Genomic DNA, 24,394 nt, shown 5'->3' on the forward strand with positions numbered 1-24,394 from the left:
AAATAGACAAATATGTTTGGGTATCACGGCATGTATGCTGATTAAAGAAGATAGATTGAGGATTTAATGAAGGAATATTAGACCTTTGAATGAAGCGGTAACTCCCATAAAACGGTAATATGAATACAATATTTGAAACTAGGGGTGTCACTATGATAAAAGGTTTATATGAAGCACATTTACCAGTAAGTAACTTAAAAAACTCCATTTTATTTTACCGAAATTTAGGATTAGAGTTAGCTTACAAACAAGATAATTTAGCTTTTTTTGGATTGTAAAAGATGAAAGCTGGCTTGGTTTATGGGAAAGCGAAAAAGTTGAGCTAGCCTATCATCCTTCTATACGTCATATCGCATTTCGAGTAGAGAAAGAGGATATCATCTTATCTAAAAAATGGCTGAATGAAAGAGGAATCGCTATTCGTACTTCATTTGGCTTTAATGAAGATCGTCAACCACTAGTATTACCTAATAATCCACATGCACATGCTGCAATATACTTTGATGACCCTGATGGTAATTCAATTGAATTAATCGCTCCCATCCGAATAGATTTCCAAGAAGATTTTAAGATGATGACTTTAGAAGATTGGCTGAAAAGAGAAGAGTAACAACAGATATTTTCTATCAACTCAAATGTGAGCTAATTATGGCCTTTACTGGAAAATACACCTTCCTTTTTAAAGGAAAGTGCACGATTATGTATGACCCTTTTTATTTACTTGTAATGCCATTCCAAGATCTCAATCTCCCTGCAAAGTATCAATTTCTAAGTTGTGCTAATATGAAAATACCGAAAAATAGTGTTAAACCAATAATACTGGTTACTGATGCAATTTTTATGTAACGAATAGCGCCGTCCGATATTTCAGGTTCCTCTTTGTACATCCACCCTTTTCCAACTAGTAAGCTTTCTTCAGGGTAGAAATAACTCCAAATTAATACCCCATATAGTGGAATAGTTAAGATAACCCCTATAATTATTTCTAACACATTTTGCAGAATTTTAGCATCACCCCAGTAAACTAATACTACTAATACGGTTGAACTCTGATTTGGTTTCAGTTTACTTAGGATTATTTACCAATGGAACTAATTAGTTTTAGTTTAAGTATATTCAGTGCCAATGAATATTACATAGAACGATAGAACACCTTTAATTTTAATTTTCACTATTCATCATTGATAATCTTTTGCTTATTTCCCTAAAGCCTTTGACAAATTGGGAACATATTATAATTTTTTTCCGCACCATGGACAAAAGTTAATTTCTATTCTTGAAGAACCACCATCATGAATTATTATTCCGTAGTCATTAGATTTTTCATAAAATATAATTATATTATCAGGACAATCATAAGGATTTTTATGAATATCACACTTGAAATTTGCATGATAATCCATATACTCACAGCAAAATTCTTTCATATTTTTATTCTCCCCTTCTATTTGTCAAACCTTTATTAGTTCAATTTTAGCATTCCCCAAGCGTTGTTGGTAATATCCGAATGAGGACTACCAATCCAGCTATTATATAACGGAATTGGTAGAAGTCATTGTTCAAAAGTTGCCACCGCTTTCGGCACATTTAAAGGAATACAGAAAAGTCTTCTAGAAATATTATTATAATTAAAGGAGGAGAAAAGATTGAGCAAAAATAAACACGATAAAATTCAGATGCAAAGAAAAGTGCAAGGTTTATATAGGGAAATAAAACAACAGCGTAACGAAGAAAAGAATAATAACAAAATTGGTATAGTCATTGTTGATATTTGTGTTGTATTAGGAATTTTAATTCTTTTACTGAACGCATTTATTAAAGAGTTCTAGTGGTTAGTGATAACAATGCATGATGGTCAAACACCTGGTTTGGTAATTTCACCTGAATTTAGTCAATTTGCTTCTGCTATCAATGCATTTATTGATATTGATATGTATGTATATCCTTATAGTGAATCGGAAGAATAGTCACTTCAGGTTTGGGGACGTTTTAATTTGATTAACGGACTAACTGAAAAAAGGGGGGGATTCATTGCACCCAATAGAATTTATTCAATTGATGCTAGCCAGTGGAATTTTAGTTTTTATTTTATTCATTTCTTTTATCTTTAAAGGAAAGCGGAGAAAAAGGATTCAGGGGTTGGCTCTATTATTTTTAGTGTCTTTTGGCATCATTTATTTCGTACGTCCATCTTGGACAGATATACAAATTGAAAAGAAGGTAAGTTATATACAGTTGCATTTGGAGAAAAAGTACCCTGGGGAAACATGGGAATTTCGAACAGTGCCTCATCGTGAAGATGGTTATGAATCCTCGAATCCATATTTTATTGGTGTCATATTTGATAATGAACCACAAGTGGAATATACATATTTCGCTCGTAATAAACATGATATTACCCAACAAGGGTTTTCTACATCCAATTCAAAAAGTGATTTATTACATTTAGAATAAAAATTAAATGTAACTGGAGGAGAATTCATGATACATCAAATGGCATTACACGAAACATATCTCGAATCAATCAAAAAAGGGCGAAAAATTTTGATATAATATTTTACTAACCTAATTAAACTAAAGCCCTCCGTTACTAAAAGTTTTCCTCACAATCTCTCTTTGTATCGAACAACAAATGGCGAGAGTAAAAAACAGACCGTTGCCATAAGACCTGACCCACCAATGGTTAAAAAGACATTATCGGAAGGAATAAGAAAAAATTGAACTATCAGAAATGGTAACATTGTCAGGAATGCAACCGTAAATCTCCCAAAAATAGCTATCTTATGTATAGAACCACAATTGTCACATTCAAGTGGTCCGTATGTCCATTTATAAGATTGAAAGATTTTTCTCCAACCAAATTGACTATTGCATTTTATACATTTTTGCAAAAACGACGCCCCCCTTTTTTCCGCTATTAAACTAAACTGCCCCGTTTGTTTAAGTACATTACTTCACAATATATAAATTCATTTTAGCGTAAATTTTCCATATCCCTTTCAAAAGAAAGAATTTCGATCGATATATGCTAACATTTCACACAAGTTTTAACATCGATTTTAACAAGACCACATAAATTTATGCGATGTTGCGAATTGATGTGTTAAGGACATTCTCTGAAGGTTATAGACACTGATACAACTACACGATTATCTTTATTTATAATGGCTGATGCACCATTCCAAAGCTTATATTTCACAATTTAAACCTCTTATATTTTGTATTTATTAAAAATCCCCCCCCCAAATGAAAAGGTATTTTATTAAATAATGAAATTGTTAAAATACAAAGAAATGCGGATACTACCGAAAAAATTATTCTTAACAAACTATCACCCAAAGGATTATTTCAAATGCAGTTATACCCTTTATTTCTTTTTTATGAAAGTGTAGATATTTAAAATAACTCCAGTTCCAAACATAACTATCGCATTGAATGCCAGTACTATTGCAATAAATCCACCTGCAAAAGCTATTCCTTCTCCTGTATCATCCAGATCGGTATTGGTTTTTTTAAAATAATCAATTCCTAAAGAAACAAAAATATAAACGATCACTGGAACTAAAAGGGCTATAAAAATTGCCGATGCCCATATAGGGAATTTTTTTATACGGTATAAATACACGGCTATTCCATCACAAATTAAAATAGACAAAATTATAACCAACCAAACAATAGAATCTCCGCCCATAATAATGCCCCCTCTTAACAGCCCTAATTAAATAAAATAGCATTGAACCTTTTAATTCGTTTCACTGCGCTTACGGCTTTCTAGAAATTTTAAAACTGTGTAAGAAATAATTAATATTATTCCAATCAAAAATGCGATAACGAAGCCAAATGTTCCATTTAAACCGACCCAACCAATAGTGAACGTAAGGAAAAATAGTTGATAGCATAAACCAGCTATTATTATTGCAATGGGTACATTAAACGGGAATAATATTTTCCAAGCAAAACCTAAAAAGGCAGCTGACATTACTATTATAACTAAAATGATGATGTGGAATATCCCCCACCGGAATCCTGCGCGAGACTGCCCTTCTTCCCCTAAGGCAACCTGTGTACTTAAGTCATACAGCGAAAACCCTGCTGTAAAAATTCCGACCAATAAAATTATAATAAATGTAACCCAGTTTATTATTTTTATAATATTTTTGCTTTTCATCTTTCCTCCTCAGAAAAGACCACTCTGACAGTCTTCCAGCAAAAGTGCCCAATTTTTGATGATTGATTTTTCAAGTAATAACTGCATTTAATTCAAGATTTGACACAAAAAAGCTGTTCAATCTTTTAACAATACTTTCCCGAACTTCAACTTCCTTTTCAGCATCTAGCGCTTCAGGATATACAAAAGTAATCCCAATTGTACCTTCATCCGGCGGGTTTAACATTACACCTGCGTCTGTAATAATTGCATTTGTCATTGTTGAAAAATGTAAAATTGAATTTTGTAAAATTAGTTGTTCTCTGTCCGTTAAACCTTATTTAGAATTTCCATCAACGATAACTTTAAAACAATTTGAACCCCCATCTTATACCCAAACATTCCCTTCATTTACTATTTTACGACTATTAACCGAAATTATCCTCAATTTTTCTTAATTGAATGTGTGGCTTTCAATAAAAAAAGACTCTTCTTCAAGGAAAACGCCAGATAATGACAAGGACCATTCTAATTCAAGGACTGGCATATATGGAGATATGGGCGTTTCATAAAAATCTAAAATATATTGAAACTATTTCTCGTTTTTTCCGTCTGTACAGCGCATTACGAAATAAGGGAGATTAAAAGATGAAGTAAATACTAAAAGTTTAAGCCCAATCCTTCATCAGGAATTAAGAATTTGTTGATTGGAATGAATGCGGCATATTGAAAATATGGATTAAGAGGAATATGTTATGAATAAGATAAGAAAAGCAAATGTCGAGGATGCAGCGACACTGACGGATATAGCTTTTAAAGCAAAAGGCTATTGGGGTTATTCAGATGATTTTATGAATGCATGGAAAGATGTTTTAACACTTACAGTAGACGATATCCAGTCTAAAGTTATTTATCTGCTAGAAGAAGAAAAGGCTATTAAAGGGTTCTATTGTTTGTGTATAGAAACGAAAGAATTAGAATCCTTATTTGTAGCCCCTACATACATTGGTCAAGGCTTAGGGAGATTATTATGGAAAGATATTTTACTGAAGGCGGAAGAATTTGGATTAAGTAGCTTCCAATTTAATAGTGATCCAAATGCATATGAATTTTACTTAAAAATGGGTGCAAAAAGAATAATTTATGTGGAATCAACAGTTATACCTGGTAGAATATATCCTTTTATGGAGTATAAGCTTACACATCTTCAAACAAAATAACGTTTCCAAATAAAAGATTGGGAATACAGCAGTAAGGCACGAATGTAGTTATATCAGCATTTCGTGCCTATTCTTTTGATATTGTTAATGCAGCATTTTATACCGATGTCGCAAACCAGTACTTAACGCAAAAAGACCTTTACATTTTCAAGGAAAACACAGGTTTGTTGAAATACGTTTTTTAAGAAAAATCACCTTAGTAAATATAAAACTTGTTACTTAATTGTTTTTTCGTTTCGTGTACAATAATGGAAATTAGGTATTCATGAGTGATGTTTCTTGGATTATCTCCATATCGAAAGTCGTCTATCATTTCACTTATTCCATACCATATATACCATATCTCTAACTCCTCATTAAAAAAGTGTTCACGCACCACTTCATATATTTCATAAGCTAAGTTTATTGCATTATTTTTATCATTTAATATTTTCTTCAATAAATGACGTATGTAGTGTTTAGCACATTCTACATTTGAAGGCTCCTTCATACCTAATTCACCCAAAGCTCTTTTAAAATATTCTTCAATTTCAAAAATATTTAACGGTTCTCTCAAAGAAGCAAGGATATTTAGGGATGTTGTAGAGTTTTCGTTTTCCAACATGCTGTTAGCCCAATTAATGTAGTTAATAGGCATTTCTTCACCTTTAAATTTTTTATAATACAAAATTTTTGTATCCATATGCTGGCTCATTTGTTTTATTACTCACCTTCTTACAGATTGTCGCGCTAGTTTAAGGAAGCCGATAGTTGCTGGGCTAATTACTACCCCTCCCTATATTAAAATAAATTCACAGATTTAAAATAAATATTTATTTGTCTATTTCTTTATACATGTTGATACCTGCAACACGGAAACCCAGATTATTATATAAATTTAGAGCATGTTCATTATTTCCGAAAACATGTAATTTAAAAAAGGCAATTTTACGAACAGCTAAAAGGGATTCAAGCTCAGTCATCACCTTTTTCCCAATCCCTTTAGAACGAAACTCTTCTTTGAGATAGATTTCATATAAAAAGGCACTTTTGTTTTCTTTTACTATTTTTATCCATACATAACCTACCACTTTTTCATTTTCTAAAATATTATAGAATTCGTGATTTTCTGTGTTGAATCCATTTGGCAAATATCCTTTTATCGCTTTTTCTGCTCTAACAAAAGCAGTTTCACTTATCATTTCAAAAGTATTTTCTTCAAGGGTAAGAGCATACCTCTCCGTTTTATCTTTTATGTATGTATCGTATTCAACTTCATTCATAGGTATTAATTGTTTCACTGCTTTAATCAGCTCCAATCATAATTTCACTATGCTAAATTGCATGACACAGTTAGAGGATCATTTCATATATTTTTTGATAACCAAAAGGTATTATTGCAGCAACTAAAATCCCTGCCACGATAAAAAATGTTGCATACACTCTATATTTTGACATAGAAATCTCTTTTCTTTTATAGGCTATACTTAATACTTTAATCATAGAAAAAACAGTAATAAAAATGATGATTGCCGAGAAAACACTCGTCATAATAACTGGCATTATTTAACCTCCGTTAACATTTTAGTATTATGCAACTTATACTGTAAAACTGTAATTACTATAAATAAAAGTCCGCTTATTGAGGAAATCCAGAAAAAAACATTCCCCCCCATAGTTGTGGAATTATAAAACAAGCTACTAAATAATAAGAGTATAAAACCTATTAATCCACAGAAACCAATTCCCCATTTCGGTTTTCTTTTTATAAGAAAATAGCCAGTTACACTTAGAATATAGAGGACACTTGCTATCATAATTGTTGGAAAGAAAGGCTGAAATTTAGCTGCATAAACGAAATAATCGAGTTGGCTAATATCATACGAATTAATAATCTCCCTTTGAAACAAACTAGTAAACGGTGTTGAGTACTTCCATTCTAATGTATTTTCTATAATTGCGCTTCCTTCATACCTTGCAATAAAAGTTGATACTACTAATGTTAAGACCCCAGCTATAATTTGCAAAACATACTTAAACAACTTCAAACCTCCACATACTCTTTTCAACCATACTATCTGCTAGTATTTCTCGATTTTAATAGTTATTTTTACTCTCTCTTCGCTAGTTGTATCTTTTTCAGAAATATTATTGATCGAGTCTTCTACTATTTGTTGAATCAACGTAGCATCAATTTTTGAATCTTTCGGGTAACCTACTGAAACTGTTAAATCACTTGCTCCACCATCTATCATTAGAGCGAGCGCATCACTTTCAAGTTCCGTTTTCTCTGTAACTGATACTATAATTTCATTTTGTAATTCCGCAAATAAGGTTTTATAAGAAACTATAACTTCCTGCTCGCTTTCTATTACCTCAATTTTATTACATCCGCCTAACAATATTGAACATATCACAACCACGGTAATTATAACTTTTTTCAACTTTCCGACCTCCCTTTATGTTGATTCATGCACTCAAAGATCAGTTATTTTAACGAAACAGCTTCAAAAAAGTTCCTTTTCAGGATTTACACACCTAATTATACAGTGGCTAATTTCTACTTGTTTGCCTAGCAATTTAAAGTCTTGCAGCAAAACAAAAACTCCCTCCAATCCAATTAACTGAATTAAAGAGAGTCTGATATTATTTTATAAGCGCGGATCGATTGTATCGCTTTCTAACGCAAGCGTTGCAAGTGCACATTCATGTACACGATTGCTGCTTTCCAAACTTACAAAGCGTGAAATCCCTTCCAGACCTAATTTAAATTCCAATAAAGCGTTCTTCATTTTCCGGGAAGGGTTACGCTGTTTTAACTTCTTCATAGTGTCTTCATTTGTATAGTCCATGCCATAAATGATGCGTAAATATTCACGGCCACGTACTTTTATAGCCGGCTGCAGTAATTTCCCTTTATGATAAGCCAGGAAATCAAATGGCTTAATAACAATGCCTTCATGACCATTTTCAGTCATGTCCTTCCACCAATTTATTACTTCCTGTTCATCCTGCTCGCTTTCAATCAAACGGTATTCTGTCGCTATAAATAGCGAGCTGTTTTCGGCCAAATACGCATTCATTTTCATATGCCAGCTATGAGACTGGTGGAAGTTTGCTGATGAGCTATGTGCAAGAATATGGAACGGTGCTATTTGTATGCCTGAAAGCTCATTTGTTGGCCAGCAATAGTTTTTGAAAACCGCATCGAAGCGTGCAGCATTTTTATATTTATCGGTATATTCCTCCATCCAGCTCGTCACGTCCACATGCTCTGTTGCTTTCAATTTTTCGATAAGTTTATAGCGATCCATCAACGCATTTTCAGCGACCGTTTCATATTGTTGATCGATTAAGCTTTGTGCTTTTAAATTCCATGGTAATATTTCGGCATCCATTAAGACGAAATTTGTATTAAATTGCTCGAAGTAATTTTTACCGACTAGCTCAGCATGAATATTCTCCACCATCTGTTGCTGCTCTTTTTGTTCAAAGAAGGCGCGGCCTGTACGAGTTGTAATGTAGCCCAGGCTATCACTGTTAATGAGCTCTTTTGCAACTTCTTTATTTTTTGCAATAAAGATCACAGCGCGGCTACCCATATGCTTCTTCTGGGCAATCAATTTTTGAATACCGTTTTTCTTATAGTAATGAAAAGCATCTGCAGGGTGTTCCAAGTAATCCGGTAACGCAGATGTTTGGGGTGTTGGACTCATTGTTGGCGGAATGTAAATTACCTGCTCCAAGGGCAATGTATAGTGAGAAAATGTATCCATTGCTGCCAATGCATTTTCTTTCGGGATTGTTATTTGATCCCCGCTCGTTGTATGAACCGCAAAGCCATTTATAAATTGTGCAACATTTGGCGGACTGAACCGCTTATTTTTCGCCTCTAAAATAGGGTTGCCCTCAGTCCCGGCATAATTCGCGAATGCCTTAACACTTTTGAATGTCTGCTCAGGATATTGAAATGCCGTAAGCTCCCCGCCAAATACAACACCTTGGTCAATATTAATTGTTCGGTTTGCTTTAAACGGCTGTACTTTTACGTCATGTCCCCAAATGATCAGTTCGCTCGTTTTATGCTGCGAGAACCAATCACCGCGAACAGGCTTACTGGAGCTGTCCGTTTGCTGAATATCACCGTATCGACAAAAATCAGATATGCGTTTAGATTCCTTCCCGATGTAATGGTCCTTAATGCCGGCGTGTGTAACAACAGCTTTTGTCATATTATTTTTCGTTAAAATATAATGTGACGGTGCTTTTAAAAGCATGTTAGCAAATTGTTCTTTTAGTGCCTTAGCAGCCTCTTCTCCATACACCTTTTCATACTCGGTAAATTCTTGCTCGACAAGTTCATCCCCATGATTTAGAGATACATTTTTCCCGTCCAACCAGCGCGCTAATTTCCAGCCATGATTGCTGTCTGTCATATAGCTTAGTCCTGCTTCAATCTGATTCAACCAAAATTGCATTGTTTCAATTGATTTAGGGCCGCGGCTCATAATATCGCCGACAGAAATTAACCGGCGTCCAGCTGGGTGAACATATACATCGCCGCGCTGCTCATATCCAAGATCCTTCAAGAGCACAAGCATCTCATCATAGCAGCCGTGAATATCCCCGATAATATCAAAACCGCTTTCGATTTCTAAACAAAGCTTATTCGGTTCTCGCACTATCTCGACGCTTTCGTCATTTACTTTATAAATTTTGGCGAATGGCTCTTTCTTTATTGTTTTCAACTCATATTTCAACGTATTAAATTGCTGCAGCACACGTTTACGACCTCTAGGGTTATCACGCAACACATCACGTGCAAGCAGCTGCTCTTTTGGTGTATTCAAAATTAGCGCTAAAACAGGTACATGATGACGTTTAGCAATTCCAAAATATTTGACACGTTCAAAGCCGCGTAAATTTGTGGCATCAATTATCGATACTTTATTTAGCTTTGCACGGGCTTCCACAACCGTATGAAGTGCGTGAAACGCCTGTTCTGAAATACGCTGATATTCTTCATAAACAATATCCTCATCATCTTTAGATACCGCTGTAAAATCGATGAAATCTATATCCGCCACAAGCCGACGATAGTAGTCAGAGCTAATGATCTCGCTTTCAAGGAGCTGACCTGAATCGACTAATGATTGCAGTAATGTGGATTTCCCGCTATTCGATGGCCCTATTACAAGTACGATGGCCCCGTTTGGAAGTTTAAATTGCATGTGAATCTCTCCTTGTCATGATACACATTTGAGTAGGAGCACCATATTGTTCATGTACAGAACCGATCCCTTCAAATTGTAAATCATAGTTTGGCGCAACTGCTTTACACCATGCCTCAAACTGCTTGCGATTCCATTCAAAGCGGTGATCATCGTGGCGCATATCTTCAAGTTCGTAAACTGTATTATACTCTGCGTTTGGTGTCGTAATAATTAAATGCTTAGGCGTATAATTTTGTGTGATGAGCTGCATCATTTGAGGCAGTCGTTCCTCATTTATATGTTCAATAACCTCGCATAAAATAAAGACATCCGCCTCTGTAAACTCTTTATCCTCATAGTAAAGTGATCCCCACTTAATAATAGGTCTTGTAGCAAATTGCTGATCGGCAAAACGTTTTTGCATTTTAGCAAGTGCATGATTACTAGGATCTACACTGTACAGTTTTTTAATCGTATCGATATGCGCAAGAAGCATCGATAACTTCCCTTCTCCTGCCCCCATATCGATAACCGTTTCAGGTTTTAATGCTGTTACTGCCTCGGCAATTGTTTCATAGCGACGCGTATTTAAAGATGGTTTATCGACTTTTTGCTCATTCTCTTCTGTCATGTACAATTGTTTAAAGCGCAATGCTTTTTTGTAAATAAATTCACGCATCGGATGAGTTTCAAGCCAGCCTTCACCGTAGTTTTCTATACGCTCCCGCTCGGCTTCATCAATAAAATAATGCTTATAGTCATCCATAACCGGGATTAATATAAAAATTTGCTGTAGTGCTTTCTTTAACGTAATGGTATTTGCAAGCGTTAAGAATCGTGCGCGTTTAGCGTCAGTCATTGTGTTAATCGTTACTTCATAGCCTAACGGTTCCCATAAATTTCGGAGTTCCTCGTCTGTGAGCTTTGATGAAATTGGACCAAACTCAAATGTAAACGGAAAGTCCATTGCTGCAAATTGTAAATATTCTTCTTTAGGCTTTCCGTTCAGCGCTGTGCCTAAAGCTGAACGAATAAGCGATAAGAAAATGGTACTTACAGCAAATTCACGGTCATTAATGTAATGGGTAATATCAAACGCTTCATTGTCTTTTACAAGCGCCAATGAATCAGGTGTAACAAAGATGGAAGCGTATAATTCGTCATCTGTCATTTTATGATATACAAATCGTACTGCGTGCCCTTTTACTTTGCGCTCATAAACGGTAGCCGGGTTTTTCGCCAGTAAATGTGAAATTGCTCTCGCATGCGGATTTTTCGTGTAAATAGATAATTGCATAATGTTACATATTCTCCTTTTAGGGATAATTACTAAATTCTATTATAAAGGAGTACTTGAGTAAATGTTTGTAAATTTGCAATTTGTTGTTTATAGCTTTCATTACTGCCAAAGTAAAAAGCCTGCATTTTCATACAGGCTTTGTTATAACTTTTTGAAATCCCCCAACTCTCGATGAACATCCGCCAAAATCTCCCCGGCCGACCCTTCCAACACTAAATCAAAAGAATAATGTAAGCTCGTGGATGTTTGCTCGCGGTTAATATAGACGAGCTTCCCTTTCGACATGCTCGGCATCTGATTGACAGGGTATACTTCCAAACTTGTGCCGATCACTATGACAAGGTCTGCCTCGTGTATTTCGTGTAGCGTACGTTCCCATGCCTCCGTCGGTAATGTTTCACCAAACAGAACTACATTCGGTCGTAATTTCCCCGAACAATATGTGCAAATACTGTAATTCAAAAACTGCTCTTTCCCATGGGGTTTGCCGCATTTTTGACAGCGAATTGACACGATATTGCCATGAAGTTCCGCTACATTTTTACTTCCGGCCTGCTGGTGAAGCTGGTCGACATTTTGGGTAGCGATAAGCGAAACAAGTCCGCGCTTTTCGAAGTCCGCCAATATTAGATGTCCTTGATGGGGTTTGCAATTGACCAATGCGGTAATCCTCATCTGGTAAAACTCACGGAACTGTTCATAGTTCTTTTGCAGACTTTCTGTAGAGGCAACAATACGTGGATCGATATTTTGCCACAAGCCTGTTGACGAGCGAAAATCCGGTATGCCCGATTCAGTCGACATCCCCGCACCTGTCAGCACGACCGTACGATTCGAATCTTTTATCAAGTGAGCCAGTGTTTCAGCCGTCATTCCGATTCCCCTCCATCTCAATTTCATTCACAACTTCCAGCAATGTATTCGTCAAAAGTGCAAAACGTTCAATGATATGCTCTTTTAAAATATGCTCATGTTCTGCGTGAATACCGTCCCCAACTAGTCCAAGACCATCCAATGTTGGCGTGTATAACGACGTGAAATTGCCGTCGCTTGCACCGCCGACTGACGCTTCATCTACATCAAAACCAAGTTCCTCCGCCTCTTCCTGCGCAATTTCGAACAATTCTTCGCTGTCTTCATCACGTTCCATCGGCGGCCGGTTAACTCCCCCATCGATTTCGATTTTCGTACGCTGATCATATGGTTTAAGCTCTTCAAAATAATCGTCGATACGTTCCTGCTCTGTGCGAGTAACCGATCGGACATCGACTCCTACGTGCGCTTCATCAGGTACGACATTCAGTTTACCGCCGCCCTGAATCATACCGACATTCAGCGTTGTCCCCTTCTCGTAATCGTTGAGTGCATCAATATTCAGGATTTGCCTTGCTGCTTCCGTAATCGCACTGACACCATCCCGCGGATTATTGCCCGCATGCGATGCTAGCCCTCGAATGTTCAGTAAATACCTGGATGTCCCTTTCCGCGCAATTTTCAGTTCACCCGAAACAGTAACAGCAGGCTCCAATATAAAAGCCGCCACCGACTTTTTTGCTTCTTCTTCGATTAGCGCTCTGGATGTAGGGCTTCCAATTTCTTCGTCGCTGTTCAGGAAAAAAACAACCCGCCGCTTCAAAGGTAGATTCATTTTTTGGACATATTTAAAAAACCAGATAGCACTGACGAGACCTGATTTCATATCCAAAATACCAGGACCAAAAATTTTATCTTCTTCCTCCCGGTACGGTAAAGCCCCTTTATCCCAAACGGTATCATAGTGACCGATCATTAAAATCTGTTCGGTTCCTTCGCCCATTTCAAAGCGGAGATGATTGCCGTTATGCTCCATCGCATATTCCGTTGCCTTCACATGAAAATAGTCATAAAACATCGACTGTAGTACATCTTTGCATAGATCAAGCAACTCTTTGTTTTGCGAAGGTGAATCGGCTAATACTAAGCGTTTAATATCATCTTTTATATCCTTTTCATGCAATGTAAAAAAATCGAATGCTTCCATAACAACGCCTCCTTCGTTTTCTATACCCAAAAATGCCTAAGTGACATTCACTTAGACATTCGAAGTGGGAGACTTTTTGCTCCCGGCAATTGATAAATAGGCGACAAATACTAGCATTAATAAAATACCGACATACTGCCAGTTATACAATGTCGCACCGAGCCAGACAACGGAAATCGCCATTGCCGTCAACGGTTCGAAACTCGATAAAATACTCGTTTCAACTGGTGATATGTATTTCAGGCTTGTTAAAAATAAAATATAGGCGAAGGATCCCAAAATGCCCGTAGCAATAATGATGACTACATTTACCGGATCCAGCAGCAACAGCCATTGCTCCGGTTCCCAAAGCTGTCCCGTTACCGAAAATATAAGCCCGCCTATAATCATACCCCAGCCGATTATAATGATTACCCCTACTTCAGCCATTAACCGAGCAGGATACAGTGTATAAAATGCATACGTAAATCCTAACAGCAGCCCCCATACAAGCGCTTCATTGCTTACAAGTAACCCAGAAACCGAGCCATTTGTCAGCAATAGAAACAGCCCGAAAAGCGTACCGCAAATACCGATTAGTTGACTGCGTGGAGGAAGAACCTTCCCAATAACCGATGTATAGATCACGATGAAGATGGGCGCTAAAAACTGCAATAGTGTTGCAATTATCGCATTGCTCACTTCAATTGACTTTACAAACGTAAATTGTAACCCTACCATTCCGATTACACTGAAAACAAGTAACTGTACGGAATGGTTCCGGTTTTTCCAAATGGAGAATACCGATTTTTTCTGCATAGCTGCAATGCCAAGTATTAAAATACCTGCGATCGTTAATCGTACTGCAAGCATAAACTGTGCGGTCATTGCTGTATTTTGCAGGAGCCATTCCATCATCGGACCGGTAGCCCCCCAAAACATCGAGCCTACTATTATCATCGCTATGCCTTTCAATCGTTCCACAACTACTACCTTCTTCCAACGTTCTAATCATAATAAAATTTTATCATGATTCCATTGTCGGGAATATAGTACTTATTATTTGATTAGCTCAATCCAACCACTTTCTTTAATCGTTACACGGGGTGATGCATACTTTGGGGGTTCGTAGGAAAATACGGTTTTATCAAAATCATCCTTTACTACAAACACATTTAAAAACTGTATTTCATTAATTAATTTTCGGATATGTGCCTTATCATACATATCGCTTTTTTCATTCATTAATATCAGCAGCTCATTCTTTATACTCAATACGTCCCGTTCATTTGCTCTGCGTATAACACTTTTCGGCATTTTAAGAAATTCGTCGATTTTCATTAAGTTCTTTTCCATCTTTGTCTTCCCTTCCCTCATGGCAATACTTGTGTAAATCTTCTTTTGTTGTTATTTACCCAATTTCACCAAATTCACCCCTAATTAATCACCAAGAGGAAATTTTAGACCGCTAATTTGCCTAATATAACAAGCTTTTAAATTGAATGTTAATTCGTATTTTTGAATATATATTTATCGAATATTAGGTGTATGCCACAATAGATGGCAGCCCCCCAACCCTCCTATAATTGAAAATATTAAAAGCTTGGCATTTTAAAAAAAGTAAAGGGCGTTCCGAAAAATGATAAAAGGCATCGAGCAATGGTTGCTCGATGCCTGTAAGAATAATGTATTGATTACATGCTCTTTAATTTTTCATATTCAAGCTGTAATTGTTCAATACGCTTACGACCTTCTTCACGATTGCGCACTGTTTCTGCCTGAATTTGTTTTGTTTCTTCAATACCGGAAATGATCGTTTTCCACGTTGTTTCGATCGTTTCAACTTTGATGCTCGGACTGCCTGCCTGACGCGCAATGTTCACTGAATTTTGTCGCACATTTTCCGCGTTTCGTACAAGCATTTCATTTGTTCGACGGTCCAGTTCAGCCATCGAATCGGAAACAAGCTTTTGTCGCTGCATTGTAACGGCATGGATCAGACCTTGTTTGAAAATCGGAATTGTCGTCACGAATGCTGAGTTGATTTTTCCGATCAAATGGTTGTTCCCTTGCTGCATTAAACGAATTTGCGGCGCTGACTGGAATGAAACTTGCTGTGCCATTTCAAGATCGTAGCCTCGTTGCTCCAGTAACTCGATTCCGCGTGTAACCGTTTCAAGCTCCATAATTGCTTCATGGTCACCGGAATCCGCTTTCGCTGACAATGCCGGCAGTTGCTGTCGTAAATCATTTACTTTAATATCGATTGCCGCAATATGCTCGCTTAACGTATGGAAGTAGTTTAAGTTCTCATCATACATTTGTTCCAGCTGCACCGTGTTTTGTTTCATTTCCACTTCATACTTCTGAATTTCGTTATAAACGACATCGACTTCTTTGTTCATCGTGTCGTATTTAGATAAAATGCGCTCCAATTGCTCCTTGCTTTTTGAAAACAGTTTTTTCAGGAAGCCTTTTTTCTGCTCCTCCTGGAAATCCTGGGGATCAAAGCGGTCCATAATTTTATTTAAATTGTTTAGTAATGTAGTTGATTTTTCCAAATTGCTTTGTTTAATTGTTGCAAGCATACGATCTGAAAATGTTGAAATGCCCTGAGCCGTTTCTTTACCGAATTCGAGAACCGCGATTTGGTTTTTCACGTCAATTTTTTCTGCAAGCTGCTGAACTTGCGGCTGTTGTTTTAATTGTTCCTGACGCTGACGGATTTGAGAAAGCTCCTGTTCCGAAACAAGTTGTTTTTGTGGTTGTTCGACTATATCAGTCGTTGGTGCCGGCTCTTGCTCAGCTCGTTTATTTAAATCATCAAATAATGGATTTTCAGCCATGTTCGATTCCTCCATTCTATGTATTACTAGTATTTACGTAAATTTTGATGAAAAGTTTCATGTTGTTGCTGCTAATTATAACGCAAAACATTGTGAATATTCTAATTTAAGGCTACCGGAAAACAAATGCATCGCTTTCAGACAACAAAAAATGCCCTTTTATGCGCAAAAGGGCACTTTTTGTAAGTCTACTATTGGGGGAGAGACTTCACACCCACACAAGCTTTGCATGAGTCTAAAGATAAATTACCCCAAATCGTTCAACCTAAAACACTTTTTTAAATTTCCAGTGATTTTTTTCGAATCGGTTTTAAAATCAAACCAACTGCAAAAATACAGATGGCAATGACAACTGCCGAGTAAAACAAGCCGCCATAGCCGTTTTGTGCCGCCATGACTGTTACTTCATTGACAGAATTCAAAATGACTTCCTTTAATGTCGGATCCTGAATATTTTGGACGACAGTCATCATTTGGTCTTCGGAAAACTGACCGCCCGCCGCGAACTGACTGCCCACTTGTGCAAGTTCCGCAGTTGCCTGTTCCGATAAATTCGCCTGTTGTACATTTTGCTGCAGAATCCCTTGAAAATCGTTTTTAAAAATCGATGGGATTTCGCTGAATCCGCGTGCGATAAATCCTGCATATATTGTCGGCGCAATCGTCATCCCGATTGTTCGGATTAACGATAATGACGCTAGAGCAGTCCCTTTATTTGCTTCGAGTTTTTCCGTCGCCAATATGTTCAGTGGTGCTCCTAGAAGAACTCCCATGCCGACACCGCCAATTACGGATGCAATAACAAACTGCCATTTGGCATCAATCCATGTCGGGAACAGGAAAAAGCCAATTGCAGCAACGAGACCTGAAAACAGTACTGCTAAAACCGGGCCACGCTTATCAACTAAAATACCGCCAACCGCTGCCCCGATACCTGCAGCTAGTGCAAGTGGTGTCATCCAGTACCCAGCATGCTGGGATTTAATGCCCAATACTTGTTCTGAAAAGGCCGGAATGAAAATCATTGCCGCAAGCATCGCACCTGAAAGAAGACCTAGCAGCAATGTCAGTAAATAAGTCGGCTGACGCATTAATGCCACCGGTAAAATCGGGTCCCCTCCACGGCGTTCAAGACGTGTTTCATAGAAATAAAGGATAATAAGTACGATAATGCCAGCTAGCAAATACGGATATACTGTTGGTTCGATAAGAGAGCTAAAGAAGTTGATGCCCTCAATATTTGTCAGTCCGTACATAATCCCTAAAATAGCGACAGAAAGTAGGACCGTACCCGTCATATCAAGCTTGCCGGGTGCTGCGTCTTTCGTTTCTTCCAGTTTGAGAAAACCCATGATGACAAGGAAAATTGCGATTGGCACATTAATTAAAAACAGCCAATGCCAGCTGCCTGTCAGATCCAAAATGACACTTCCGATATTCGGACCTAAAACAGCGGCAACCCCGTTCATCCCGCCAAGTAATCCTAATGCTTTCCCTTGCTTTTCTGCTGGCAGTGTACTCACGACATACGAAGTACCGATAATAAAAATACCGCCTCCGCCCATCGCCTGGATAAAGCGGGAAATTAAATAAAACGTAAAGTTCGGGCTTAGTGCAACGAGCAGTGAACCTAGACCAAACAATGCAATTTCAACAATAAACAGTTTTTTTCGTCCATAACGGTCCGAAAGTTTCCCTACGATCGGAACACTGATTGCCAAGCCAAGAGTATACAACGTGACACCCCAAGCTCCCCAGTTTGCTTCAACATTGAACGAGCTGTTGATCGTAGTGAGAGCTGCACTGATGATTCCATTATCGAGTGCCGCCATAAATACGCCAAGTGCAAATAACGTAAGCACCCATGTTTGTGAAGTCTTCGCATTCGTCATAAAAAGACACCTTTCTTTTTAAGTTACCTATTATTATACTGCTAATTTTGAAATTGACTAAGTAAAAGTACCAAAAAAAGGAACAAAAATGCCCTGTAAAAATTTTTACAGGACATCCATTGTTAAACTAATAGCTGTTTCGCATTTTGGATTTGAAGTGCCACTTGCTCAAAACCTGTGCCGCCCAATGAATTACGTCGGCTCACCGCAGCTTCTGGTGCAAGTACTGCATAAATATCTTCTTCAATTAATGCAGATTCTTTCTGCATTTCTTCCAATGGCAAATCCAGTAGGTAGATTCCTTGCTGGATACATGTAAATACAAGCTTCCCTGTTACTTCATGCGCTTCACGGAACGGCATTCCTTTTGTCGCCAAATAATCCGCAAGCTCTGTTGCATTCGAAAAGTCTGAATGTACCGCACTGTGTAGACGCGCTTTATTGACCGTCATCGTACGAACCATGCCCTCGAAGATTTTCAGTGAACCTAATACCGTTTCCATCGTATCGAACATGCCTTCTTTATCTTCCTGCATGTCTTTGTTATATGTTAACGGCGTACCTTTTAAAACTGTTAACAGCCCCATTAAGTTTCCGTAAGCACGGCCTGTTTTCCCGCGGATCAGTTCCGCCATATCCGGGTTTTTCTTTTGTGGCATAATGGATGAACCCGTTGAGAACGCATCATCCAGCTCGATAAATTTAAATTCATCTGTCGACCAAATAATAATTTCTTCCGCAAAACGTGATAAATGTGTCATTAATAATGCTGAATTTGATAAAAATTCAACGATAAAGTCACGGTCACTTACCGCATCCATAGAATTGGCATACACTTCCGCAAATCCAAGCAGTTCTGCCGATTTTAAGCGGTCGATCGGGAATGTTGTACCTGCCATCGCGCCGGCACCTAATGGCAAAATATCAATGCGTTTCATCGATTCTGTAAAACGCTCTTTATCACGTTGCAGCTGCCAGAAGTACACCATTAAATGGTGGGCAAAACTAATCGGCTGCGCACGCTGTAAATGCGTGTAGCCAGGTGCAATCGTATCCACATTCTGCTCCGCCTGTTCGATAATCGTTTTTTGGAAATGTTCGATTAAACCGATCACTTCAGGTACGCGTTTTTTCAAAAATAAGTGCATATCTGTTGCGACTTGGTCATTACGTGAGCGCCCTGTATGCAGCTTCCCGCCAACTGGACCGATCAGATCAATCAGCATTTTCTCAAGATTTAAATGGATGTCTTCATTTGAAACTGAAAACTCCAGTTCCCCTGCTTCGGCTTTTACTTTTAATTGTGCCAGACCATCCAGAATTTTCTCGACATCTTCTTTTGGTAAAATATTTTGTGCTCCAAGCATTGTGACATGCGCTACAGATCCTTCAATATCTTCCAATACTAACTGCTGATCAAAGCCAATCGATGCCCCGAACTCGTCAACCCAGCTTTCTGCAGACTTTTGGAAACGACCGCCCCATAATTTTGCCATAGTAGTTTCACTCCTCAACTTTTGTTCCTCATAATAGAAGAAGCGACTCGGGTTCCGAATCGCTCACTTCATTAACCGTATATCTAATTATTTATTTACTGTTTGTTTTGTGCTTTTTGCTACTTCTGATGCTACAACTGTTGGCATACCCCATAATTCGATAAAGCCTACAGCTGAAGCGTGGTTGAATTGGTCATGTTTAGAATATGTCGCCAATTCTTCAGAGTATAGAGAATTTGGAGATTTACGTCCTTCAACAATCGCATGACCTTTGTAAAGTTTTACGCGAACTGTTCCGTTTACATACTTTTGCGTTTCTTTTAAGAACGCTACTAGAGCTGTACGGATCGGGTTGAACCAAAGACCGTTATAGATAATTTCAGATAGTTTTTGTTCAATGATTGGTTTGAAATGCGCCAATTCTTTTACTAATGTAATATCTTCTAATTCTTTATGCGCTGTTAATAACACTTTCGCACCTGGAATTTCGTATACTTCACGAGATTTAATACCAACTAGACGGTTTTCAACGTGGTCGATACGGCCGATACCGTGTTCACCGGCAATTTTATTTAATTCTTGAATTAAGTCTGCTAGTTTCATTTGAATTCCGTTAATTGAAACAGGTTTTCCTTCAATAAATTCGATTTCAACGTATTCCGGTGTATCTGGTGCTTCTTCCAATGAAACCGTTAAACCGTATGCTTCTTCTGGTGGTGCAACCCAAGGATCTTCCATTACGCCAGCTTCGTTTGCACGGCCCCATAGGTTTTGGTCAATCGAGAATGGTGAATCGAGTGTTGCAGGAATTGGAACACCGTGTTTTGCTGCATATTCGATTTCTTCGTCACGGCTCCAGCCCCACTCACGTACAGGTGCTAATACTTCAAGATCCGGATTTAATGCTTTAATTGATACTTCAAAACGTACTTGGTCATTTCCTTTACCAGTACAACCGTGTGCTACTGCATCGGCATTTGTTTCATTTGCGATTTCTACTAATTTTTTAGAAATTAATGGACGAGATAATGCAGAAACTAATGGATATTTTTGCTCATACCAAGTGTGTCCTTGTAATGAGATTAATGCAAAGTCTTCTGCAAACTCATCTTTTGCATCGATCATATATGATTCAACAGCACCTACTTGAAGTGCCTTGTTACGGATAAATTCTAAGTCCTTACCTTCACCAACATCAAGACATACTGCGATTACGTCCCAACCTTGTTCTTTTAACCACGGAATTGCTACTGATGTATCAAGACCACCTGAATATGCTAATACGACTTTCTTGTTCGCCATGTTAATTGCCCCCAAATGATGTATGTTTATACATTGAATTAATAGTTTATACACGAATAGTAACACGTTATAAAAATAAACGCAACTGCATTTATATAAATTTTTTCACTTTTTGATACAATCTAAAAACATTCATTCCGGAAGTTTTCACAAGCTCTCGTTCATGCATAAATATGCTATTAATTGCAGCAGATTTCAAAAGAGAGCAGTTCAATTTTTATGATTAAAAATCGAATGCTCTCACACTTACTTCTTATTAAAGAATCCTTTGCCGACAAATTCTACAAGTGCTGGCGCTACCGCATATAATTTACTCGTTACACTCATAATACGAGGCAGATTCACTTCACGCGGACGCTTCTCGATTGCATGGACAACTTCTTTCGCGACTTTTTCAGCCGGTAACAGAAATTTCCCGATTGCTTCTTTATAAGCGTTTGTTGCATCGGCTTTTTGAATAAACGGTGTATCAATCGGTCCCGGATAAATTCCGGTAACGTGTATATTGTATTCCGCCAGCTCCAGACGAAGGCCATTCACAAAACCGGTAATTGCATGTTTACTCGCTGCATAAACACTCGCTTTTTTCGTAGCGACCTTGCCTGCCTGTGAGCCGACAAAGATAAAATGACCATTCTTTCTTTCAATCATTGCCGGTGCCAAACGCTTCGCCAAGTAAATCGGCGCACGAACATTTACATCGAGCATCTGGTCGATTTCCTGGTCTGCTAAATCAACTGCACTTTCAAAATAGCCCAGTCCGGCGTTTAAAATGGCGATGTCGATTGGTGGTAGTTGCGATACGACTTCATCTATATGAGATGGAATTCTTAAATCCGCTTTAAAGGCGACCGCTCCTATCCCATTTAAATAGTTAATGGCACTGTCATTTCTGCCGGTTGCATAAACAGTATGACCTTCTTTTACAAGCAATTCTGTAATGATGCGTCCAATACCGCTTGTCGCACCTGTAATAAAAACTGTATTTTTCATAGCTTCCCTCTTTATCCGTTTATTTTTATGTATATAAAAACTAGTAAATGATTATTTACTAGTTTGGGTAATGCCGAATAATTCACTTAAAATGTCTTTCGATACGAGCACATCCGCCAATGTATAGGTATCAAGCACAGCTAAATACGCTTTTAATGCTTCCTGTAAAGCAAATTTCAGCCTGCACTCCGGTGATATTTTGCAAAGGTTTCCTTCCGGATTGAAACATTCTACAAGGTGAAAGTCATCTTCTGTTTTACGGACAACATCACCGATATTGATTTGTTCAGGTTCCACTGCCAGACGAATGCCGCCACCGCGTCCGCGAATCGTTTCAATATAGCCATGTTTCCCTAAATCATGGGTTACTTTCATTAAATGGTTTTTGGATATCTGATACGCATCTGCAATTTCCTGAATCGTAACTAAATTTTCTCTGCCCCGTACACCTAAATACATGAGCGTACGTAAAGAATAATCTGTATATACTGTTAACCGCACGCTGTTCACCATCTTTCTTCAACTTAAGTATAACATTTTAAATAAAATGTTCGAATAGAACGGCTTATGTTTATCGATGAATTCATTATAATGTTTTGTGTCCATTTTGTTAAAGATGTATTCTTTATATATCTTTGTGACAGATCTGTTAAAGATGTATTTTTGATATTGCTTTAACATTTTTTTAGCAGTATATTGATGGTGCAAGAAACAAACTAACCAATTTTGAGGGGACGTGCACTATATGTTAGCACAACAAACAATTAATATTATTAAATCAACAGTACCTGTATTGGAGGTACACGGATTAGCAATTACTAAAACTTTCTATTCAAACCTTTTCAGAGAAAACCCTGAATTATTAAATATTTTTAACCATACAAACCAAAAGAAAGATCGTCAGCAAACAGCTTTGGCAAACACGGTTTATGCAGCAGCAGTTCACATCGATCACCTGGAGGCAATCGTTCCGGCTGTTGTTCAAATTGCCCATAAACATGTAAGTTTAGGCATTTTACCGGAGCATTATCCGATTGTCGGCAAGTATTTATTAGAAGCGATTAAAGAAGTTCTTGGAGATGCGGCGACAGATGAAATTATCGACGCTTGGGGTAAAGCTTACGGAGTTATTGCGGATGTATTCATTTCTGTTGAAGAAGATTTATACAAAGCAGCAGAAAATGCTGGAGGCTGGCGCGCATTCAAAGAATTTACAATTGCAGAAGTTGCGGAAGAAAGCGAAGCAGTAAAATCATTCTACTTAAAACCAGTTAACGGCGAGAAACTGCCTCCATTCAAAGCTGGACAATTCATTACATTGCGCACACAAGTACCTGGTGAACAATACTTAATGAACCGCCAATATACATTAACAGACGGTTCGGAAGATTATTTCCGCATTTCTGTAAAACGTGAAGATGATGTAACACCAAACGGAATTGTTTCAAACTTCCTGCACAAAGCAGAAATCGGTACAAAAGTGGATGTAAGTGCTCCTGCAGGTGTATTCACATTAGTGGAAAATGATAGCCCAGTTCTATTCATCAGCGGTGGTGTTGGTGTAACACCATTACAAGGGATGCTAAAAACAATTGAAGGCCGCCAAGCATCATTTATCCAATGTGCACGCAATGAAAATGTAGCGGCATTTAAAGAAACAATCGAAGAAAACGTTGCAGCGACAGACGGTAAATATAAAGCGGTATATTCAGATTTAGACGGCTATATTACAAAAGCGCAAATCGAGGAATTCCTTGTTCCCGGTACAGAAGTGTATGTATGTGGTCCAACAGTATTCATGGAAACTGTAATCCAATACTTAGTTGAGCTGGGTGTACCTGCTGAGAAAATTCATTATGAATTCTTCGGTGCAGCGATGGCGTTGCAGATTAAGAAAACGGCTTAATTTATTATGAAGGAGAAACGGCCAGTTTCCGGTAACCATACCGGGGACTGGTTTTTTGTTTTCCTCCCCTTTCACTACTATTTACTTACTATGTTTCTAAT

At 37.8% G+C, this 24,394-nt stretch carries 27 protein-coding genes and 1 pseudogene; 6 read left to right on the plus strand and 22 right to left on the minus strand.

What is annotated here, in order from left to right; genetic code table 11:
- The first annotated feature begins 152 nt into the window (after window positions 1-152).
- Window positions 153-610: pseudogene (locus ACQKN3_RS05890) on the plus strand (VOC family protein).
- Window positions 611-1,232: 622 nt separating this feature from the next.
- Here the strand turns inward: ACQKN3_RS05890 and ACQKN3_RS05895 are convergent.
- Window positions 1,233-1,427: a DUF6980 family protein gene (locus tag ACQKN3_RS05895; RefSeq protein ID WP_427710100.1), complete on the minus strand. Its 195-nt coding sequence runs from the start codon at window positions 1,425-1,427 to the stop codon at window positions 1,233-1,235.
- Window positions 1,428-1,646: 219 nt separating this feature from the next.
- Here ACQKN3_RS05895 and ACQKN3_RS05900 point away from each other — a divergent pair, with 219 nt between their 5' ends.
- The 3 genes from ACQKN3_RS05900 (at window position 1,647) to ACQKN3_RS05910 (ending at window position 2,454) form a co-directional block, all read left to right on the plus strand.
- Window positions 1,647-1,829, plus strand: a complete 183-nt coding sequence (locus tag ACQKN3_RS05900; protein ID WP_251688156.1) for a hypothetical protein — start codon at window positions 1,647-1,649, stop codon at window positions 1,827-1,829.
- A 6-nt stretch (window positions 1,830-1,835) separates the two neighbouring features.
- Entirely contained in the window at window positions 1,836-1,967 is a 132-nt protein-coding gene (locus tag ACQKN3_RS05905; RefSeq protein WP_427710102.1) for a hypothetical protein, read from the plus strand.
- A 64-nt stretch (window positions 1,968-2,031) separates the two neighbouring features.
- Window positions 2,032-2,454: a hypothetical protein gene (locus tag ACQKN3_RS05910; protein WP_427710104.1), complete on the plus strand. Its 423-nt coding sequence runs from the start codon at window positions 2,032-2,034 to the stop codon at window positions 2,452-2,454.
- A 149-nt stretch (window positions 2,455-2,603) separates the two neighbouring features.
- Here the strand turns inward: ACQKN3_RS05910 and ACQKN3_RS05915 are convergent, their stop codons facing one another.
- From ACQKN3_RS05915 to ACQKN3_RS05930, 4 genes are all read right to left on the minus strand, one after another.
- Complete coding sequence (locus ACQKN3_RS05915) at window positions 2,604-2,891, minus strand: TIGR04104 family putative zinc finger protein (protein ID WP_427710106.1); 288 nt, start codon at window positions 2,889-2,891, stop codon at window positions 2,604-2,606.
- A 476-nt stretch (window positions 2,892-3,367) separates the two neighbouring features.
- A complete protein-coding gene (locus ACQKN3_RS05920; RefSeq protein WP_251688162.1) occupies window positions 3,368-3,691 on the minus strand; it encodes a hypothetical protein in 324 nt (107 codons plus the stop codon).
- A 51-nt stretch (window positions 3,692-3,742) separates the two neighbouring features.
- The gene (locus tag ACQKN3_RS05925) at window positions 3,743-4,168 is read right to left on the minus strand and encodes an RND transporter (protein ID WP_427710108.1); all 426 of its coding nucleotides are present in this window, start codon (window positions 4,166-4,168) and stop codon (window positions 3,743-3,745) included.
- A 70-nt stretch (window positions 4,169-4,238) separates the two neighbouring features.
- The gene (locus tag ACQKN3_RS05930) at window positions 4,239-4,427 is read right to left on the minus strand and encodes a hypothetical protein (RefSeq protein WP_427710110.1); all 189 of its coding nucleotides are present in this window, start codon (window positions 4,425-4,427) and stop codon (window positions 4,239-4,241) included.
- A 475-nt stretch (window positions 4,428-4,902) separates the two neighbouring features.
- Between ACQKN3_RS05930 and ACQKN3_RS05935 the strand changes: the two genes are divergently transcribed.
- Complete coding sequence (locus ACQKN3_RS05935) at window positions 4,903-5,367, plus strand: GNAT family N-acetyltransferase (RefSeq protein WP_427710112.1); 465 nt, start codon at window positions 4,903-4,905, stop codon at window positions 5,365-5,367.
- Window positions 5,368-5,563: 196 nt separating this feature from the next.
- On the opposite strand, the gene ACQKN3_RS05940 is transcribed toward ACQKN3_RS05935, so the two are convergent.
- The 17 genes from ACQKN3_RS05940 to ACQKN3_RS06020 all read right to left on the minus strand — a co-directional run bounded on the left by ACQKN3_RS05940 (window position 5,564) and on the right by ACQKN3_RS06020 (window position 22,888).
- Window positions 5,564-6,049, minus strand: coding sequence for a hypothetical protein (locus tag ACQKN3_RS05940; RefSeq protein ID WP_427710114.1), 486 nt, complete (start codon window positions 6,047-6,049; stop codon window positions 5,564-5,566).
- A 130-nt stretch (window positions 6,050-6,179) separates the two neighbouring features.
- Window positions 6,180-6,647: a GNAT family N-acetyltransferase gene (locus tag ACQKN3_RS05945; protein WP_427710116.1), complete on the minus strand. Its 468-nt coding sequence runs from the start codon at window positions 6,645-6,647 to the stop codon at window positions 6,180-6,182.
- Between the two features lie 52 nt (window positions 6,648-6,699).
- On the minus strand, window positions 6,700-6,909 hold the full coding sequence (locus ACQKN3_RS05950) for a hypothetical protein (protein WP_427710118.1): 210 nt from the start codon (window positions 6,907-6,909) through the stop codon (window positions 6,700-6,702).
- Complete coding sequence (locus tag ACQKN3_RS05955; RefSeq protein WP_427710120.1) at window positions 6,909-7,388, minus strand: YjdJ family protein; 480 nt, start codon at window positions 7,386-7,388, stop codon at window positions 6,909-6,911. The genes ACQKN3_RS05950 and ACQKN3_RS05955 overlap by 1 nt, the downstream gene beginning before the upstream one ends.
- 39 nt (window positions 7,389-7,427) lie before the next feature.
- A complete protein-coding gene (locus tag ACQKN3_RS05960; protein ID WP_251688179.1) occupies window positions 7,428-7,790 on the minus strand; it encodes a topoisomerase in 363 nt (120 codons plus the stop codon).
- A gap of 207 nt (window positions 7,791-7,997) precedes the next feature.
- Window positions 7,998-10,577, minus strand: a complete 2,580-nt coding sequence (locus tag ACQKN3_RS05965) for an AAA family ATPase (RefSeq protein WP_427710122.1) — start codon at window positions 10,575-10,577, stop codon at window positions 7,998-8,000.
- A complete protein-coding gene (locus ACQKN3_RS05970) occupies window positions 10,567-11,856 on the minus strand; it encodes a methyltransferase domain-containing protein (protein ID WP_427710124.1) in 1,290 nt (429 codons plus the stop codon). Before ACQKN3_RS05970 ends, ACQKN3_RS05965 begins: the two co-directional genes overlap by 11 nt.
- Window positions 11,857-12,000: 144 nt before the next feature.
- Window positions 12,001-12,732, minus strand: a complete 732-nt coding sequence (locus ACQKN3_RS05975) for an NAD-dependent deacylase (protein ID WP_427710126.1) — start codon at window positions 12,730-12,732, stop codon at window positions 12,001-12,003.
- A complete protein-coding gene (locus tag ACQKN3_RS05980; RefSeq protein WP_427710128.1) occupies window positions 12,722-13,879 on the minus strand; it encodes a M20 family metallopeptidase in 1,158 nt (385 codons plus the stop codon). The genes ACQKN3_RS05975 and ACQKN3_RS05980 overlap by 11 nt, the downstream gene beginning before the upstream one ends.
- 51 nt (window positions 13,880-13,930) lie before the next feature.
- Complete coding sequence (locus tag ACQKN3_RS05985; protein ID WP_427710130.1) at window positions 13,931-14,842, minus strand: DMT family transporter; 912 nt, start codon at window positions 14,840-14,842, stop codon at window positions 13,931-13,933.
- A 75-nt stretch (window positions 14,843-14,917) separates the two neighbouring features.
- Complete coding sequence (locus ACQKN3_RS05990; RefSeq protein ID WP_079526514.1) at window positions 14,918-15,214, minus strand: hypothetical protein; 297 nt, start codon at window positions 15,212-15,214, stop codon at window positions 14,918-14,920.
- 338 nt (window positions 15,215-15,552) lie between these two features.
- A complete protein-coding gene (locus ACQKN3_RS05995; protein ID WP_251688191.1) occupies window positions 15,553-16,704 on the minus strand; it encodes a toxic anion resistance protein in 1,152 nt (383 codons plus the stop codon).
- 278 nt (window positions 16,705-16,982) lie between these two features.
- Entirely contained in the window at window positions 16,983-18,596 is a 1,614-nt protein-coding gene (locus tag ACQKN3_RS06000) for an MFS transporter (protein ID WP_427710133.1), read from the minus strand.
- A 122-nt stretch (window positions 18,597-18,718) separates the two neighbouring features.
- On the minus strand, window positions 18,719-20,092 hold the full coding sequence (gene argH, locus ACQKN3_RS06005; RefSeq protein ID WP_427710135.1) for an argininosuccinate lyase: 1,374 nt from the start codon (window positions 20,090-20,092) through the stop codon (window positions 18,719-18,721).
- A gap of 87 nt (window positions 20,093-20,179) precedes the next feature.
- Window positions 20,180-21,394, minus strand: a complete 1,215-nt coding sequence (locus ACQKN3_RS06010) for an argininosuccinate synthase (protein WP_427710137.1) — start codon at window positions 21,392-21,394, stop codon at window positions 20,180-20,182.
- Window positions 21,395-21,640: 246 nt separating this feature from the next.
- Window positions 21,641-22,387 (minus strand): SDR family NAD(P)-dependent oxidoreductase, encoded by a 747-nt coding sequence (locus ACQKN3_RS06015; RefSeq protein ID WP_427710139.1) that lies wholly within the window; start codon window positions 22,385-22,387, stop codon window positions 21,641-21,643.
- Window positions 22,388-22,438: 51 nt separating this feature from the next.
- Window positions 22,439-22,888, minus strand: coding sequence for an RrF2 family transcriptional regulator (locus ACQKN3_RS06020; protein WP_427710141.1), 450 nt, complete (start codon window positions 22,886-22,888; stop codon window positions 22,439-22,441).
- Between the two features lie 244 nt (window positions 22,889-23,132).
- Here ACQKN3_RS06020 and hmpA point away from each other — a divergent pair, with 244 nt between their 5' ends.
- The gene (gene hmpA, locus ACQKN3_RS06025) at window positions 23,133-24,293 is read left to right on the plus strand and encodes an NO-inducible flavohemoprotein (protein ID WP_427710143.1); all 1,161 of its coding nucleotides are present in this window, start codon (window positions 23,133-23,135) and stop codon (window positions 24,291-24,293) included.
- Window positions 24,294-24,394: the final 101 nt, after the last annotated feature.

Source organism: Solibacillus sp. NPDC093137, assembly GCF_050280445.1.
Classification (GTDB): domain Bacteria; phylum Bacillota; class Bacilli; order Bacillales_A; family Planococcaceae; genus Solibacillus; species Solibacillus isronensis_B.

Excerpts from the sequence above, each read along its gene's own strand:
- ACQKN3_RS05895 (WP_427710100.1), bottom strand. The coding sequence starts at position 1,427 with ATGAAAGAATTTTGCTGTGAGTATATGGATTATCATGCAAATTTCAAG.
- ACQKN3_RS05920 (WP_251688162.1), bottom strand. The coding sequence starts at position 3,691 with ATGGGCGGAGATTCTATTGTTTGGTTGGTTATAATTTTGTCTATTTTA.
- ACQKN3_RS05925 (WP_427710108.1), bottom strand. The coding sequence starts at position 4,168 with ATGAAAAGCAAAAATATTATAAAAATAATAAACTGGGTTACATTTATT.
- ACQKN3_RS05930 (WP_427710110.1), bottom strand. The coding sequence starts at position 4,427 with ATGACAAATGCAATTATTACAGACGCAGGTGTAATGTTAAACCCGCCG.
- ACQKN3_RS05935 (WP_427710112.1), top strand. The coding sequence starts at position 4,903 with ATGAATAAGATAAGAAAAGCAAATGTCGAGGATGCAGCGACACTGACG.
- ACQKN3_RS05940 (WP_427710114.1), bottom strand. The coding sequence starts at position 6,049 with ATGGATACAAAAATTTTGTATTATAAAAAATTTAAAGGTGAAGAAATG.
- ACQKN3_RS05950 (WP_427710118.1), bottom strand. The coding sequence starts at position 6,909 with ATGCCAGTTATTATGACGAGTGTTTTCTCGGCAATCATCATTTTTATT.
- ACQKN3_RS05965 (WP_427710122.1), bottom strand. The coding sequence starts at position 10,577 with ATGCAATTTAAACTTCCAAACGGGGCCATCGTACTTGTAATAGGGCCA.
- ACQKN3_RS05970 (WP_427710124.1), bottom strand. The coding sequence starts at position 11,856 with ATGCAATTATCTATTTACACGAAAAATCCGCATGCGAGAGCAATTTCA.
- ACQKN3_RS05975 (WP_427710126.1), bottom strand. The coding sequence starts at position 12,732 with ATGACGGCTGAAACACTGGCTCACTTGATAAAAGATTCGAATCGTACG.
- ACQKN3_RS05980 (WP_427710128.1), bottom strand. The coding sequence starts at position 13,879 with ATGGAAGCATTCGATTTTTTTACATTGCATGAAAAGGATATAAAAGAT.
- ACQKN3_RS05990 (WP_079526514.1), bottom strand. The coding sequence starts at position 15,214 with ATGGAAAAGAACTTAATGAAAATCGACGAATTTCTTAAAATGCCGAAA.
- ACQKN3_RS05995 (WP_251688191.1), bottom strand. The coding sequence starts at position 16,704 with ATGGCTGAAAATCCATTATTTGATGATTTAAATAAACGAGCTGAGCAA.
- ACQKN3_RS06000 (WP_427710133.1), bottom strand. The coding sequence starts at position 18,596 with ATGACGAATGCGAAGACTTCACAAACATGGGTGCTTACGTTATTTGCA.
- argH (WP_427710135.1), bottom strand. The coding sequence starts at position 20,092 with ATGGCAAAATTATGGGGCGGTCGTTTCCAAAAGTCTGCAGAAAGCTGG.
- ACQKN3_RS06010 (WP_427710137.1), bottom strand. The coding sequence starts at position 21,394 with ATGGCGAACAAGAAAGTCGTATTAGCATATTCAGGTGGTCTTGATACA.
- ACQKN3_RS06015 (WP_427710139.1), bottom strand. The coding sequence starts at position 22,387 with ATGAAAAATACAGTTTTTATTACAGGTGCGACAAGCGGTATTGGACGC.
- hmpA (WP_427710143.1), top strand. The coding sequence starts at position 23,133 with ATGTTAGCACAACAAACAATTAATATTATTAAATCAACAGTACCTGTA.